This is a genomic window from Streptomyces sp. NPDC058291 (assembly GCF_042880855.1).
GTDB lineage: Bacteria > Actinomycetota > Actinomycetes > Streptomycetales > Streptomycetaceae > Streptomyces.
This window is the reverse complement of sequence record NZ_JBHVYK010000020.1, coordinates 28,166-41,979: the sequence shown is the minus strand read 5'-3', so window position 1 is coordinate 41,979 and position 13,814 is coordinate 28,166. Positions and strand designations below refer to the sequence as shown.

At 72.4% G+C, this 13,814-nt stretch carries 13 protein-coding genes and 1 tRNA gene; 6 read left to right on the top strand and 8 right to left on the bottom strand.

The window, feature by feature from the left end; translation table 11 throughout:
* Nucleotides 1-36 precede the first annotated feature (36 nt).
* The 3 genes from ACFVYK_RS13075 to ACFVYK_RS13065 all read left to right on the top strand — a co-directional run bounded on the left by ACFVYK_RS13075 (nucleotide 37) and on the right by ACFVYK_RS13065 (nucleotide 2,909).
* Nucleotides 37-642, top strand: coding sequence for a lytic polysaccharide monooxygenase (locus ACFVYK_RS13075; protein WP_389772428.1), 606 nt, complete (start codon nucleotides 37-39; stop codon nucleotides 640-642).
* Nucleotides 643-748: 106 nt separating this feature from the next.
* Nucleotides 749-1,216 carry a DUF3592 domain-containing protein gene (locus ACFVYK_RS13070; RefSeq protein WP_389772426.1) on the top strand — a complete coding sequence of 156 codons (468 nt, stop codon included), beginning with the start codon at nucleotides 749-751 and terminating at the stop codon, nucleotides 1,214-1,216.
* Between the two features lie 40 nt (nucleotides 1,217-1,256).
* A complete protein-coding gene (locus ACFVYK_RS13065) occupies nucleotides 1,257-2,909 on the top strand; it encodes an AMP-binding protein (RefSeq protein ID WP_389772424.1) in 1,653 nt (550 codons plus the stop codon).
* 97 nt (nucleotides 2,910-3,006) lie between these two features.
* Here ACFVYK_RS13065 and ACFVYK_RS13060 read toward each other — a convergent pair.
* The 6 genes from ACFVYK_RS13060 to ehuB all read right to left on the bottom strand — a co-directional run bounded on the left by ACFVYK_RS13060 (nucleotide 3,007) and on the right by ehuB (nucleotide 7,480).
* Nucleotides 3,007-3,080, bottom strand: a tRNA-Lys gene (locus tag ACFVYK_RS13060).
* 100 nt (nucleotides 3,081-3,180) lie between these two features.
* Complete coding sequence (locus ACFVYK_RS13055) at nucleotides 3,181-3,939, bottom strand: IclR family transcriptional regulator (RefSeq protein ID WP_389772421.1); 759 nt, start codon at nucleotides 3,937-3,939, stop codon at nucleotides 3,181-3,183.
* Nucleotides 3,940-4,355: 416 nt separating this feature from the next.
* The gene (ehuA, locus tag ACFVYK_RS13050) at nucleotides 4,356-5,180 is read right to left on the bottom strand and encodes an ectoine/hydroxyectoine ABC transporter ATP-binding protein EhuA (RefSeq protein ID WP_389772419.1); all 825 of its coding nucleotides are present in this window, start codon (nucleotides 5,178-5,180) and stop codon (nucleotides 4,356-4,358) included.
* Nucleotides 5,170-5,817, bottom strand: coding sequence for an ectoine/hydroxyectoine ABC transporter permease subunit EhuD (ehuD, locus tag ACFVYK_RS13045; RefSeq protein WP_256918306.1), 648 nt, complete (start codon nucleotides 5,815-5,817; stop codon nucleotides 5,170-5,172). The genes ehuA and ehuD overlap by 11 nt, the downstream gene beginning before the upstream one ends.
* On the bottom strand, nucleotides 5,814-6,554 hold the full coding sequence (gene ehuC, locus ACFVYK_RS13040) for an ectoine/hydroxyectoine ABC transporter permease subunit EhuC (RefSeq protein WP_389772416.1): 741 nt from the start codon (nucleotides 6,552-6,554) through the stop codon (nucleotides 5,814-5,816). Before ehuC ends, ehuD begins: the two co-directional genes overlap by 4 nt.
* Complete coding sequence (gene ehuB, locus ACFVYK_RS13035; RefSeq protein ID WP_389772414.1) at nucleotides 6,554-7,480, bottom strand: ectoine/hydroxyectoine ABC transporter substrate-binding protein EhuB; 927 nt, start codon at nucleotides 7,478-7,480, stop codon at nucleotides 6,554-6,556. The genes ehuC and ehuB overlap by 1 nt, the downstream gene beginning before the upstream one ends.
* A 406-nt stretch (nucleotides 7,481-7,886) precedes the next feature.
* Between ehuB and ACFVYK_RS13030 the strand changes: the two genes are divergently transcribed.
* Entirely contained in the window at nucleotides 7,887-8,390 is a 504-nt protein-coding gene (locus tag ACFVYK_RS13030) for a cupin domain-containing protein (RefSeq protein WP_389772411.1), read from the top strand.
* Nucleotides 8,391-8,429: 39 nt separating this feature from the next.
* Here the strand turns inward: ACFVYK_RS13030 and ACFVYK_RS13025 are convergent, their stop codons facing one another.
* Entirely contained in the window at nucleotides 8,430-9,392 is a 963-nt protein-coding gene (locus ACFVYK_RS13025) for a D-2-hydroxyacid dehydrogenase (protein WP_389772409.1), read from the bottom strand.
* Between the two features lie 329 nt (nucleotides 9,393-9,721).
* Between ACFVYK_RS13025 and ACFVYK_RS13020 the strand changes: the two genes are divergently transcribed.
* Both ACFVYK_RS13020 and ACFVYK_RS13015 read left to right on the top strand, forming a co-directional pair.
* The gene (locus ACFVYK_RS13020) at nucleotides 9,722-10,453 is read left to right on the top strand and encodes an aspartate/glutamate racemase family protein (protein WP_389772406.1); all 732 of its coding nucleotides are present in this window, start codon (nucleotides 9,722-9,724) and stop codon (nucleotides 10,451-10,453) included.
* A 183-nt stretch (nucleotides 10,454-10,636) separates the two neighbouring features.
* Entirely contained in the window at nucleotides 10,637-11,728 is a 1,092-nt protein-coding gene (locus tag ACFVYK_RS13015; protein WP_389772576.1) for an LLM class flavin-dependent oxidoreductase, read from the top strand.
* Here ACFVYK_RS13015 and ACFVYK_RS13010 read toward each other — a convergent pair.
* Nucleotides 11,707-13,563, bottom strand: a complete 1,857-nt coding sequence (locus tag ACFVYK_RS13010) for a putative bifunctional diguanylate cyclase/phosphodiesterase (RefSeq protein ID WP_389772404.1) — start codon at nucleotides 13,561-13,563, stop codon at nucleotides 11,707-11,709. The genes ACFVYK_RS13015 and ACFVYK_RS13010 overlap by 22 nt on opposite strands.
* Nucleotides 13,564-13,814 lie beyond the last annotated feature (251 nt).

The following is a 13,814-nucleotide window of genomic DNA, read 5'->3' as shown; positions in this document are numbered from 1 at the left end:
CTCACTGAACTCCCCACGTTCTCCAGGAGCGGCAGCATGCGCAAAAAGACCAAGTGGTACGCCGCCGCGCTCGGGCTCACCACGGCGGGAGCCTTCGTGCTCACCGCCGGGGGCGCGAGCGGCCACGGCTACACCGACCTCCCCGTCAGCCGGCAGAAGCTCTGCCAGAACGGCTCCGTCGCCGACTGCGGCGACATCCAGTGGGAGCCGCAGAGCGTCGAGGGCCCGAAGGGCTTCCCGGCCTCCGGTCCCGCGGACGGCCGGATCTGTTCCGGCGACAACACCCGCTTCGCCCAGCTCGACAGTGCGAAGACCCCCTCGGGCGGGGCGTGGCCGACGACCAAGGTGAGCGGCGGGCAGAGCTACACCTTCCGCTGGCAGTTCACCGCGATGCACGCCACGACCGACTTCAAGTACTACGTCACCAGGCAGGGCTGGAACCAGAACCACAACCTGGCCCGCTCCGACCTCAACCTCACGCCGTTCCTGACCGTGCCCTACGGCGGTCAGCGGCCCCCGTCGACCCTCTCGCACAGCGGCACGCTGCCGTCCGGGCTCAGCGGACGTCACGTGATCGTCGCGGTGTGGACCGTCGCCGACACGGCCAACGCGTTCTACGCCTGCTCGGACGTCACCTTCTGAGCGGCCGTCTTTCCTGAGCATCGCTTGAGCTCCCCCGGGCCCGCGCGCGGGTACGTTCCCTGCACGCGGGCCCGACCAGGCCCGCGTGAGGACATCGGGGGAGCTCATGGAAACGTTCTTCTACGCCGTGCCGGCCGTCATGGCGGCCGGCCTGCTGCTCGTCATGGTCCGGCTGCTGGGCCGGTCCCGGCGGATCGCCCGGGCCTGGAACGGCGGCCTCACCGCGGAGGCGCGCTGTCTGCGGTCGTACACGACCGCCAGTGGTGGCGGCGACACGACGATCAGCACCACTCTGCACCATGTCTTCGAGTTCACCACCCGTGACGGCCGGGTCGTCCGTTTCGAGGAGGAGAACGGCCCGGGCACGATCCTCGAGGGCGACATCGTCACGGTCCACTACGCGGCCGGCCACCCCGAGGAGGCCACCGCCAAGGCCCCCGCTCGCGGCAGGCTCTACGCCGAGTCGGGATGTCTGCTGGGCTTCCTGGGGGCGGTCCTCGCCTTCTGCGTCTTCTTCATGGTCACGGCGCACTGGATGTTCGACGAGACGGGTGACCTGATGCCGATGCCGTAGCCCTCCACATCTGACGGCGCGTCAACTACCGTACGCTGCCATGGAGTCGACCAAGGCGACCGGTACCGTCGCCGAACTCGTGGCGGCCCGGTGGGGCGACCACCGGCCGGGGCTGTGGTGCGAGGACGCCGTCCTCACGCACCACGAGGCCGCCGCCGGCGCCGCCGCCCGGGCGGCCCTGCTGCGCGATCTGCTGCCGCCGGGCGGCCCGCCGCACCTGGGGGTGCTGCTGGACAACACCCCGGAGTACCCCCTGTGGCTGTCGGCCGCGGCCCTGGCCGGGGCGGCCGTCGCCGGAGTCAACTCCACCCGGCGCGGCCCCGAGCTGGCCCGGGACATCCTGCACACCGAGTGCCGGCTGCTGATCACCGAGCGGGCCCACCTGCCCCTGCTCACCGGGCTCGACCTGCCCGGAGTCAGGCTGCTGATCACCGGCACGCCGGAGTACGACGCCCTGCTCGCCCCGTACGCGGACGCCCGCCCGGACCCCTCCCGGGCCACCCCGGCCGACCGGCTCCTGCTGTACTTCACCTCCGGCTCGACCGGCGCGCCCAAGGCCGCGATCTGCACCCAGGGCCGGCTGGCCGCCGCCGGGCGCTCCCTGGCCCGGCAGTTCTCCGTGGGCCCGGACGACGTCCACTACGTCTGCATGCCCATGTTCCACGGCAACGCGGTGATCGCCGACTGGGCGCCCGCGCTGACGGCCGGGGCCGGGGCGGCCCTGCGCCGGCGCTTCTCCGCGTCCGGCTTCCTGGCGGACGTCCGACGCCACCGGGCGACGTACTTCACCTATGTCGGCCGGGCGATCCAGTACATCCTGGCCACCGAGCCGGGCCCGGACGACCGCGACCACGTGCTGCGGCTGGGCTTCGGCACGGAAGCGGGCGCGGTGGACGCGCAGGCCTTCGAGCGCCGGTTCGGCGTGCGGCTGGTGGAGGGCTACGGCTCCTCGGAGGGCGGGGCGGCCGTGCAGTGGTCCCCCGGGACCCCGGCGGGGGCGGTGGGCCGGGCGGGCGCCGGTCTCGTCGTCCTCGATCCCGAGACGCGCGCGCAGTGCCCGCCGGCCGTGTTCGACGCGGCGGGACGGCTGCTGAACGGCGACGAGGCGATCGGGGAGCTGGTCAACCGGGGGCCGAACCCGTTCGAGGGCTACTGGCGCAACCCCGCGGCGGAGGCGGAGCGGCGCCGCGAGGACGGCGCGTACTGGACCGGCGACCTCTTCTACCGCGACCGCGACGGTTTCCTCTACTTCGCCGGCCGCACCGACGACCGGCTGCGCGTCGACGGCGAGAACCTGGCCGCCGCGATGATCGAGAACATCCTCGCCCGCTACGAGGGGGCGGCCGCCGTCGCCGTCTACGCGGCGCCGGATCCGGTGACCGGGGACCAGGTGATGGCGACGCTGGCCGGGACCTTCGATCCGGTCGCTTTCGGTGCGTTCCTGCTCGCCCAGCCCGACCTGGGTACGAAGATGGCGCCCCGGTTCGTGCGGGTGACCGAGCGGATGCCCGTCACCGCCACCAACAAGATCCACCGGGCGCTGCTGCGGCGCGAGGGGCCGAACTGCGCCGACCCGGTCTGGTGGCGACCGCCCGGGGAGACCGGCTACCGGAGGCTGACGGCACCGGAGGCGGCGGAAGCGGGGCAAGTGGGGCGATCGGTGCGAACGGGAGGAACTCAGGAGCAGAATTAGGATGCGGCCCGAGCGGAGCGAACCGGGCGAGCGGACCGAGCGGACCGGGCGGGACAAGGCGAAGGGCCCCTCGTGTCCACGAGAGGCCCTTCATCTGTGCGCCGCCAGGGACTCGAACCCCGGACCCGCTGATTAAGAGTCAGCTGCTCTAACCAACTGAGCTAGCGGCGCATGACTCCCGCCCTCCGCCTTCGGCGGCTGGCGACGGAGAAAATACTACCTGGTCCGCGGGGGTGCTCCCGACCACCCGGCGCATTCCCCGGGGCGGCACTCAGATGGCGAGCGACAGCAGTACCGGCGCCGCGTTCCGGTTCAGGGTCTCGGCGGCCTCGCGGAGCCGATGGGCGTGGGCGACGGGCAGGGAGAGCGCCAGACAGCCGGCCGTGGCGCCGGCGGTGATCGGGACGGCCGCGCAGACCGTGCCGACGGCGTACTCCTGGAGGTCGAGCACCGGGACCGTGGGCGGCTGCGCCTCCAGGCGGGACAGCAGCAGCTTGTCGCTGGTGATGGTGCGCGAGGTGAGCCGGGCCATCCTGTGCCGGGAGAGGTGGTCGCGGCGGCCGTTGTGGTCGAGCTGGCCGAGAAGGCTCTTGCCCAGCGCGGTGGCGTGCGCCGAGGAGCGGAAGTCCACCCACTCGTTGACGGACGGCGTGGCCGGGCCGTCGGCGTACTGGGTGATCGTGACCTCTCCGTCGACGTACCGGCTGATGTAGACGGCCGCGCCCACGCAGTCGCGCAGCCGGTCGAGGGTGTGCTGCAGTTTGTCGTGCAGGGCCTGCTCCCGGTGGTGCGCGGAGCCCAGCCGGGCGAGGGCGTCGCCGGTGACGTACGCCCCGTCGGCGAGCTGCTCCACATAGCCCTCGCGGCGCAGCATGCGCAGGAGCGTGGTCAGCCGCTCCGTGCCGAGGCCGCTCTCGCGGGCGAGTTCGTCGTCGGTGACACCGGTGGAGTGCCGCGCCACCGTCTCCAGGACGCGCAACGCCTCCTGGGCCGAGTGGTACGGGGCGGTCGGCTCGTGCTTCAGCGCCACGGTTCCCCCTGCGCCGGCTGTGTAGGCAGCGCTTGCTGTAGTGGGCCGTAATCCGGTCAGTGAACCGCTTCCACCATAACGGCCAACGGCCCTGCGGGGAGGGGGTCGAGAGGATTGCGCCCCTCCCAGCAGGGCGATTGTTCCGTCGGCATATGCCAAGCGCGGGCCCGGCCGCCGACCCCCCGGCCCCCGGCCCCGGCCCGGCCCCCGGCCCCGGCCTGGCCCCCGGCCCCTGTCCACTGGCCCCGGCCACCGGCCCCTGGCCCCGGCCCCTGGCACCGGCCACCGGCCCTGGCCCCGGCTACCGGTGCCTGGCCAACGGCCCCGGCCTGGCCGACGGCCCCAGCTCCTGGCCAACGGCCCCGGCCCCCGGCTCTCGCTCCCAGGCCCCGCCCCGGTCCCGCGCCGCCCCGCGCTCACAGCACGGCGCTGAGGAACTCCCGGGTGCGTCGCTGCTCCGGGTCGCTGAAGATCTTCTCCGGCGGGCCCGACTCGATGACGCGGCCCGAGTCGAACATCAGGACCTGGTCCGAGATGTCCCGGGCGAAGCTCATCTCGTGGGTCACGCAGAGCATCGTGATGTCGGTGGTGCGGGCGATGTCCCGCAGCACGTCCAGGACGCCGGCCACCAGCTCCGGGTCCAGCGCGGAGGTCACCTCGTCGAGCAGCAGGACCTGGGGCCGCATCGCCAGGGCGCGGGCGATGGCGACCCGCTGCTGCTGGCCGCCGGACAACTGGGTGGGGTACTTGTCGACGTGCTCGCTCAGACCCACCAGTTCGAGCAGCTCGCGGGCGCGCTGCTCGGCCTCGTCCCTGGACAGGCCGAGGACGGTGACCGGGGCCTCGGTGATGTTGCGCAGCACCTTCATGTTGGGGAAGAGGTTGAACTGCTGGAAGACCATCCCGATGTTCTTGCGGACCTCGCGGACGTGCTTCTCGCCGGCCCGGACCAGCTTGCCGCCCCGCTCCTCGTGGGTCAGGTAGTCGCCGCCCACCCGGATCGTGCCCTCGTCCGGCGTGGCCAGGGTCATCAGCAGCCGCAGGATCGTCGTCTTGCCGGAGCCGGACGGGCCGATGAGGGTGACGTGCTTGCCGGAGTCGACGGAGAAGTCGAGCCGGTCGAGGACGGTGTTGTCGCCGAAGCGCTTGGTGACCTGGTCGAACCGGATCAGCTCGGTGCCGTCCACCGGCGGGTTGGCGAGGGTGTCGGTGGTCTGTGCGGGGTCGGTGTCAGCGGACAAGGCGTCGCTCCAGGACTCGGATCAGAAGGGAGGCGGGGTAGGCGATGACGATGAACGCCACGCCCACCACGGTGAGCGCCTCCGTGGTGAAGGTCTCGTTGCTGAAGGTCTGGGCCTCGCCGAGCATGTCGAACGCGCCGATGGTCGCGATCATCGGGGAGTCCTTGAGCATGGCGATGACGTAGTTGCCCAGCGGCGGGACGACGCGGCGGATCGCCTGCGGCAGGATCACCACCCGCCAGGTGCGGCCCCTGGACAGGCTCAGCGCCGTGGCCGCCTCCCACTGGCCGGCCGGGACGCCGTCGATGCCCGCCCGGTAGACCTCGGCGGTGTACGTGGAGTAGTGCAGCCCGAGACCGACGATGCCGGTGGTGAGCGGTGACATCGAGGGGCCGAAGTTGGGCACCACGTAGAAGAGGAAGAACAGCTGCACCAGCAGGGGGGTGTTGCGGATGAACTCGGTCACGGCGACGACCGGCCAGCGCACCCAGGCGCGTGCGGACCGCTGTGCCAGCGCCCAGACCAGCCCCAGCGCGAAGGCGATCAGGCTGCCGACGGCCAGCGCCTGCAGGGTGACGAGCACGCCGTCCCAGAACCGCGGCATGAAATCGTCGACGACGTTCCAGTCCCAGTTCATCGCCCACCTCCCGCGGACGGCGAACCGGCCGCCGGGCTCCCGCCGCGGGCGCCGGGCTTCACGCCGACGCCGCCGGACTTCTCCGGCCGCTCCCCGATCCCGGCCTTCGCCCTGCGCTCCAGCATTCGCATGCCGCGGGTGATGACGAAGGCGAGGACGAAGTAGAGGACCAGCAGCAGCGTGTAGATCGGGGTGGTCTCGTTGGTGCCCAGCCGGAGCAGATTGCCGGCGAACGTCATGTCGGCCACCGTGATGACCGAGACCAGGGCGGTGCCCTTCAGCAGCTCGATCAGCAGGTTGTTGAACGGCGGCAACATCTCGGGCCAGGCCTGGGGCAGCTCCACCAGGCGCAGCCGCTGCCACCGGGTGAGGTTGAGCGCGACGCCCGCCTCCTTCTGGGCCGTCGGGACGGCCGCCAGCGAACCGCGGACGATCTCGGAGCCGTAGGCGCCGTAGGTCAGGCCCAGTGCGCTGACGCCGGCCCACAGGGGCTCCAGCTGCCAGCCGAAGAGGGGCAGCGCGAAGAACATCCAGAACATCAGCACCAACGCCGACATGCCGCGGAAGACCTCGAAGTAGGCGCCGGCCACGAAGCGCACGATCCAGAGCCGCGAGCCGCGGGCGAGCCCGATGCCGAAGGAGACGGCCGCGCCGAGGGCGGCGGCGCAGACGGTCACCTGAACGGTGATCCAGACACCCGGCAGGAACCAGGTGGTGAAGAACTCGGAACTCATCATCAGCCGCACAGCTCCTTCGCCGTGAGGTCCGTCATGTCGGCCTTGGTGAAGCCGAACGGACCGACGATCCGCAGGAGTTCCCGGTAGTCGTCCTGCTTGAGCTTCAGCAGTTCCTTGTTGAAGGCGTCACGGAGGTTCTTCTCGGACTGCCGGAAGGCGAATCCGCCGGCGCCGTAGGCGGGCTTGCCGTCGACCACGGGCTGGAACGGCTCGGTCGCCGACACGCGTGCGGAATCCGCCACCGCCGACCTGACCGTGATCCGGGTGCCGGCGAAGGCGTCCACCCGGCCCTGGGCCACCGCGTCGAGGCCTGCCACCTGGTCCGGCAGGACCAGGACGTCGCCGACGCCCGCCGCCTTGGCGTAGTCGATCTGGGCGTAGGCCTTGCCGGTGGCGAGTCTCAGCCCCTTCTTCCGGACGTCGTCGTACGTCCTGATGCCGTGCGGATTGCCCTTCCTGACGATGAAGGCGTCCAGCATCAGGTAGTCCGGGTCGGCGAACAGCACCTGCTCGCACCGGACGGGGTTGATGTACATCCCGGCGGACACCACGTCGAACTGCCGGGCCTTCAGACCGGGTATCAGGGCGCCGAAGTCCACCGGCACCGGTGTGACGTCGTCGACGCCGAGTCGCTTGAAGACGACCTCCGCGATCGCGGGCGCCTCCCCGGTGGCCTGTCCGTCGTCTCCCACGTATCCGAAGGGTGGCTCGCTGGCGATGCCGATCTTCACGGATCCCTGATCGCGCAGGGTGTCCAGGAGGCTTCCTCCCAGCACCTTTCCGCCGTCCGGGACGCGGCTGCAGCCGGCCGCCCCGAGACTTCCCGCGATGCCCAGCGACACCGCTCCCGCAAAGAGCGAACGGCGACTCAGCCTCCCGGGGGGTCTCTCGTCGGTTCCTGATCGGTGTGCTTGTGGTCGAGCCATGGGCGCGCGGCTACCCGACTTCATACGAGTCATGCCGGTCACTTCGGGCCCCGATCGTCGCACCGGCTCCTTGGGTGCGGGTGGGACGGGGGCGGTGGGCGGCCGGCGTGGAGCGGTGCCGCTGGTCAAACGCGGATCATCGCCATGGCAAAGGCGTCCGACGAACGCGCGCCGGTCGCCCGTGTGACCGTCGGGGAGATCCCTCCCCAGGCCGGGACGTCCAGGAGGCGCGGCGACGACAAGGAGTCACGGAGCGTGACTCCTCTCGTGTTCCCCTTCGGTGAATTGACCCATGGGAACAGCCCTCGAATGAACCATCCGGAAGGTCTTTCCCACCCCTAGATTCATGGGTGTGCCGGCCGGGCGGGTCAGCCGCCGACCATCCACCGATCTCCAGGGAGTCCCCATGAGCAGCACCAGCCCCCTCCTCGTCCGCGCCGACCAGGCCGAGACCCTGCAGGACGGCGCCCTCAGCCTGATCACCCTGCTCGCCGACGCGGGCGCCACCGGCGGGGCCGTCACCGCCAACAAGGCCACCTTCGCCAAGGGGTCCCCCGGCGCCCCCGCGCACTTCCACACCCGGGCGACGGAGGTCTTCCTCGTCCTGGACGGCACGATGCGCTTCCTGGTCGGCGACGAGGTGCGCACCCTGAACCGGGGCGACTTCCTCACCGTCCCGCCGACCGTCCCGCACGCGTTCGCGCCGGCCGCCGACAGCACGGCCGAGCTGCTGGTCCTCTTCACCCCCGGCCTGCACCGCTTCGACTACTACCGGCTGCTGGAGCGGGTCTACCGCGGCGAGGCGGACGTCGAGGCGATCCGCGCGAGCTCCGAGCAGTACGACAACCACTACTTCGCGAGCCCGGTCTGGCAGGAGGAACTGCGTCGGACGGCCCCGGACCACGCCTGAGCACCCTCCCGGGGCATCCCCCCCCGGGCATGCGGGCCGTCAGTGTCCGGGCACGTACCCGCGTTGCTTGTCGACCACGTTCCTCAGCGGCCGGCCCGCCGCCCACCGTTCGAACAACTCCACGAACTGCGCCCCGAGTTCGTCGCGCCAACCGATCGTGTCGCCGCTCATGTGGGGCGAGATCAGCAGCCCCGGGACCTGCCACAGCGGGCTGCCGGGGGCGAGGGGCTCGGCGTCGACGACGTCCAGCGCGGCGCCCGCGATCCAGCGCCGCTCCAGCGCCCGCACCAGCGCGTCCTCGACGACCAGCTGCCCGCGGCCGACGTTCACGAACCGGGCCGAGGGCTGCATCACGCCGAACCGCCGGGTGTCGAACATGCCGCGGGTCTGCTCGGTGAGCGGGGCGGCCGCGATCACCCAGTCGGCGCGGGCGAGGAGCCGGTCCAGATCCTGCGGGCCGTGGATGCCGGTGCGCGGGACCCGGCCGACGACGGCGGCGGTCATCCCGAGCGCCTTCAGCGTGCGGGCGACGGCCCGGCCGACCGGCCCGGACCCGACGACCACGGCCCGGCCCCCGGCGACCCGCCGGCTCTCCCGGTGCAGCCACTCGCCGCGCCGCTGGAGCTCCCAGGTGCGCGGCAGGTCCTTGGCCATGGCCAGGACCAGCGCGGCGACGTACTCGGCGATCGGCTCGTCGAAGATCCCGCGCGCGTTCGTCACCACGGTGTCCGACGCGGTGAGTTCCGGGCACATCAGATGGTCCACGCCCGCGCTCGCGGTGTGCACCCAGCGCGGCCGGGGGCCCTCGCCCGGCCAGGCGGCCCGCACCGCGTGCGAGGTGAAGTCCCACACCAGCAGCACGTCCGCGGCCGGGAGCCGTTCGGCGAGCGAGGCCTCGTCGGTGTGCAGCACCCGGGCCCGACCGGTGAGCCGCCCGAGCCGGGGGAGGGGTTCGGCGTCCAGGACGAGAAGCGTGGGAAGGGCCGCGGGGACGACGGTCATCCGGTGCTTCCTCTGTTCGGGACCCAAGTTCCTGACGTGCGCGGATCGACCACGTTCGCACCCGGGCCCGGCGTCGTCAACACAGCGGGCCCATCCGCCGGTTGCCGTCAGGCTCCGCGCACAGCGGTCGTCTCGGCCAACCAGGTGACCGGAGGGGCGGCGTTGCGCCGATTGGGTACACGGGCGGTGGGACCGTATCGAGCGCTGCCGGAAGTCGCGGCGCGCGTGCGGCCCACCGAACCGCCGGACACCCGCGGCCCGGAGGAACTCTCCTGGCCGCGGGAAGCCCCGGCACCGCCGGAAGCAGAGCAGCAGCAGGAAGGCTGGACATGACCGCACTCGGTTTTCTCTACCCGGGCCACTCGGCCGAGGACGACTACCCGCGCATCGAGCAGCTCCTGGGCAGCGACATCCGGGTGGACCTGGTCCACACGGACCTCGGGGAGGACGCGCACCGGGTCGACGTGCTCCGGCAGATGGGCGCGCCCGAGGGGCTCGCCAAGGGCGTCGAGCAGCTCCGGCTCGCCGGCGCCGAGGCGGTCGTCTGGGCCTGCACGAGCGGCGGCTTCGTCCATGGCTGGGACGGCGCCCAGGAGCAGGTGCGCACTCTGGCCACCACCGCCGGGATGCCGGCCTCCTCCACGTCCTTCGCCTTCGTGCACGCGGCCCGTGAGGTCGGCGCGGGCCGGGTCGCCGTCGCCGCGACCTACCCGGACGACGTGGCCGCGCTGTTCGCCGACTTCCTGCGGACGGGCGGGGTGGAGGTGACCGGCGTCCGCAGCGCCGGGACCGTCACCGCGGCCGAGGTCGCGGCCTGGGGCGAGGCGGAGGTGCTCGCCCTCGCGCGCGCGGCCGACTCGGCCGACGCGCAGGCGGTCGTGCTGCCCGACACCGCCCTGCACACGGCCGCCTGTCTGCCGGCGCTGGAGGAGGAGCTCGGCAAGCCGGTGCTGACCGCGAACCAGGTCACGGTCTGGGAGGCGCTGCGCCTGACGGACCGCCGCGTGCACGCGGCGGGGCTCGGCGCGCTGTTCGTCCGGGAGCCGACCGTGCAGGTCTGACCCCGGACGGCCGGGAATAAGCGGGGACAGCCTCCTGTTACGCATCGAGAACGGACACCCGGTCGACGACAGGAGGACCCCGTGGCGGCGGACGAGACGGCGGCGGACGAGACGGCGACCGAGGCGTCGGCTGCCCGTGGCGCGGCGGCCGAAGGGGCCGGGACCCGGGCTTCGGGCGCGGGCGTGGCGGCCGCGGACGAGATCCGGGGCGCGGCGCGGGGGAGTGCCCCGGCCCCGCTGTCCGTACTGGACCTGGTCACCGTCGGCTCCGGCCGGACCGCCACCGACGCCCTGCGCACCAGCGTCGAGCTCGCGCGGTTCACCGAGTCGCGCGGCTTCCACCGCTACTGGGTCGCCGAGCACCACTCGATGCCGGGCGTGGCCTCCTCCTCGCCCGCGGTGATCCTCGCCCACCTCGCCGCGCACACCGAGCGCATCCGGCTCGGTTCGGGCGGCGTGATGCTGCCCAACCACGCGCCCCTCGTCATCGCCGAGCAGTTCGGCACCCTGGAGGCGCTGGCCCCGCACCGCATCGACCTCGGACTCGGCCGCGCCCCGGGCACCGACGGCGCGACGGCCGCCGCCCTGCGCCGGTCCGCCACCCTGAACGAGGGCGCGGACGACTTCCCCGAGCAGCTCGCCGAGCTGACCCGCTTCCTGGACGACGACTTCCCCGACGGCCACCGCTACCGCCGGATCCACGCCATCCCCGGCCCGGTCCAGGGCTCCTCGCCGGGCGGCGTGCAGTCGGCGCACCGGCCGCCGATCTGGCTGCTCGGCTCGTCCGGCTTCAGCGCCCGGCTGGCCGGACTGCTCGGACTGCCCTTCGCCTTCGCGCACCACTTCTCCGCGCAGAACACCGTCCCGGCCCTGGACCTGTACCGGGAGTCCTTCCGGCCGTCCGAAGTGCTCGCCGAGCCCTACGCGCTGATCGGCGTCTCCGTGCTCGCGGCCGACGACGAGCGCGAGGCCCGCCGCCAGGTCCTGGCCACCGGCGTCAACATGGTCAGGCTGCGCACCGGCCGGCCCGGTCTCTTCCCCTCTCCCGAGGAGGCGGAGGCCCACCGACTCAGCGACCTGGAGCGCGAGTTCGTCGACTCGTGGACCGCGAACATCATCCACGGCAGCGCCGACGATGTCCGCACCGGCCTCGACGACCTCCACAAGCGCACCGGCGCCGACGAGTTGATGCTCACCAGCCACGCCCACCGCGGTGAGCTGCGGCTGCGCTCCTACGAACTGGTCGCCGACGCCTACGGGTTGCCGACGGCGTAGGGCTTCGTTCCCGACTCGGTCCCCAACAGCTCGGAGATGCGGTCCGGCGACACCGGGCGGGAGTACAGCCAGCCCTGCCCGGTGTCGCAGCCGATGCTGCGCAGCCGGGTCGCCTGGGCGGACGTCTCCACGCACTCGGCGGTCACGGTCAGCCCCAGCCGGTGGGCGAGGTCGATCATCGCCTCGACGACGACCTGGTCGGCCGGGTTCGGCGGGGCGGCCCCCTCCTTGTCGCTCTCGTACTGGAAGCCGCGCACGAAGGACCCGTCCAGTTTCAGCACCGACACCGGCAGCCGGCTCAGATAGGCGAGGTTGGAGTAGCCGGTGCCGAAGTCGTCGATGGCGATGCCCACGCCCATCTCGCTCAGCGCCTGCAGCGCCTGCAACGGCCGTCCGGCCGAGCCCATCACGGCCGACTCGGTCAGTTCCAGCTGCAGCAGACGCGCAGGCAGTCCGGTCTCGGCGAGGATCTTCGCCACGTCCGCCACCAGGTCGGAGTCCCACACCTGACGGACCGCCACGTTGACGCTGACGAACAGCGGCGGCTCGTCGGGGTTGTCCAGCTGCCACTGCCGGGCCTGCCGGCACGCGGTGGCCAGAACCCATCGCCCGAGCGGGACGATCGAGCCGTCCTCCTCGGCCAGCGCGACGAACCGATTCGGCGACAGCAGCCCGAACCGGGGGTGGTCCCAGCGCACCAACGCCTCCACCCCGCGCAGCCTGCCGTCCGACATGCCGACCAGCGGCTGGTAGTCGAGGCGGAACTCGCCGCGCTCGATGGCGGGACGCAGCGTGGACGCCAGGGCCTGCCGGGTCATCAGATGGGCGTTGCGCTCGGGGTCGAACAGCGTCCAGCGGCCCTTGCCGTCCACCTTCGCCCAGTACAGGGTCGTGTCGGCGGCCTGCATGAGCCCGGTCGCGGTGGTGCCGGCCGCGTGCCGCTCCACGACCCCGATGGAGGCGGAGACGTTCAGGCGGTGTCCGGCCAGGTCGAAGGGGGCCTGGAGGGCCTTGAGCACGCACTCGGCCAGGTCGGCGAGCTGATCGGTGCCGGTGGAGTCCTCGACCAGCAGGGCGAACTCGTCGCCGCCGAGGCGGGCCACCAGCGGCACGCTCGGCCGGGTCTGCCCGGCCTCGGCGGCGCACTCGGTGAGCCGCTGTGCGACGGCGGTCAGCAGCCGGTCGCCGACGCGGTGGCCGAGGGTGTCGTTGACGGCCTTGAACCCGTCCAGGTCCAGGTAGCACAGGCCGATCCGGCCGGTCCCGCTTCGCTCGTACGCCTCCGCCTCCAGCGCGGCCGACACCCGCTCGAAGAAGAGGGTGCGGTTGGGCAGCCGGGTCACCGGGTCGTGCATCTGCAGGTGGCGCAGCCTGGCCTGCAGGTCGCGGTGGGCGCTGACGTCGGTGACGGACAGCAGCACTCCGGGCTCGTCCGCGTCGAGCGGGGAGACCGTCACCTGCGTCCACAGCGAGCGGCCGTCGGGCTGCTTCAGCCGCCGGGTGCAGCGCAGTCTGGCCCGTCGGCCGCTCAGCACTTCGCGGTAGGCGTGCCAGGTCCGGGGGTCGGAGGCCAGGTCCAGCAGATCGGAGGCGACCCGCCCGACCAGGCCCGCGCTGCCGCCGCCGAGCAGGGCGCCGAGCGCGTCGTTGGCGTCGACGACGCGACCCTCGCTGTCGACGACGGCCATGGCGAGGGGCGCCGTGGCGAAGACGGAACGGTAGGCCGGCGGCCGGTGGCCCGGCGACCCGCTGTCCGTACTGTCGATGTCACTCTCTGTGACGGCCGACCGGTCGAGGTCTGCCGCGGGCGTCGGCCCTTCGGACGTTCCGCTCACCGCTCGCTCCCGCAGTGCACTCGATCTCTGTCCGTGCAGGAAAGTCTGCCGATCATAGAGGCTGCCCCGGACTCGCGCAGCCACTGCCCAGTGTCCCGGAACAACCCACCCTTCCGACAGATCGTTTCTGCCCGCACCTGGCCCCGTTCTGAGGGTGGACGACCACTTGTGACGTTCCGTGAGAATTCCGGGGGTGTCGAGGTGATGCCCGCTTTCCGGCGCCTCACTCGTCTGGGGCAGACAAACAGGGC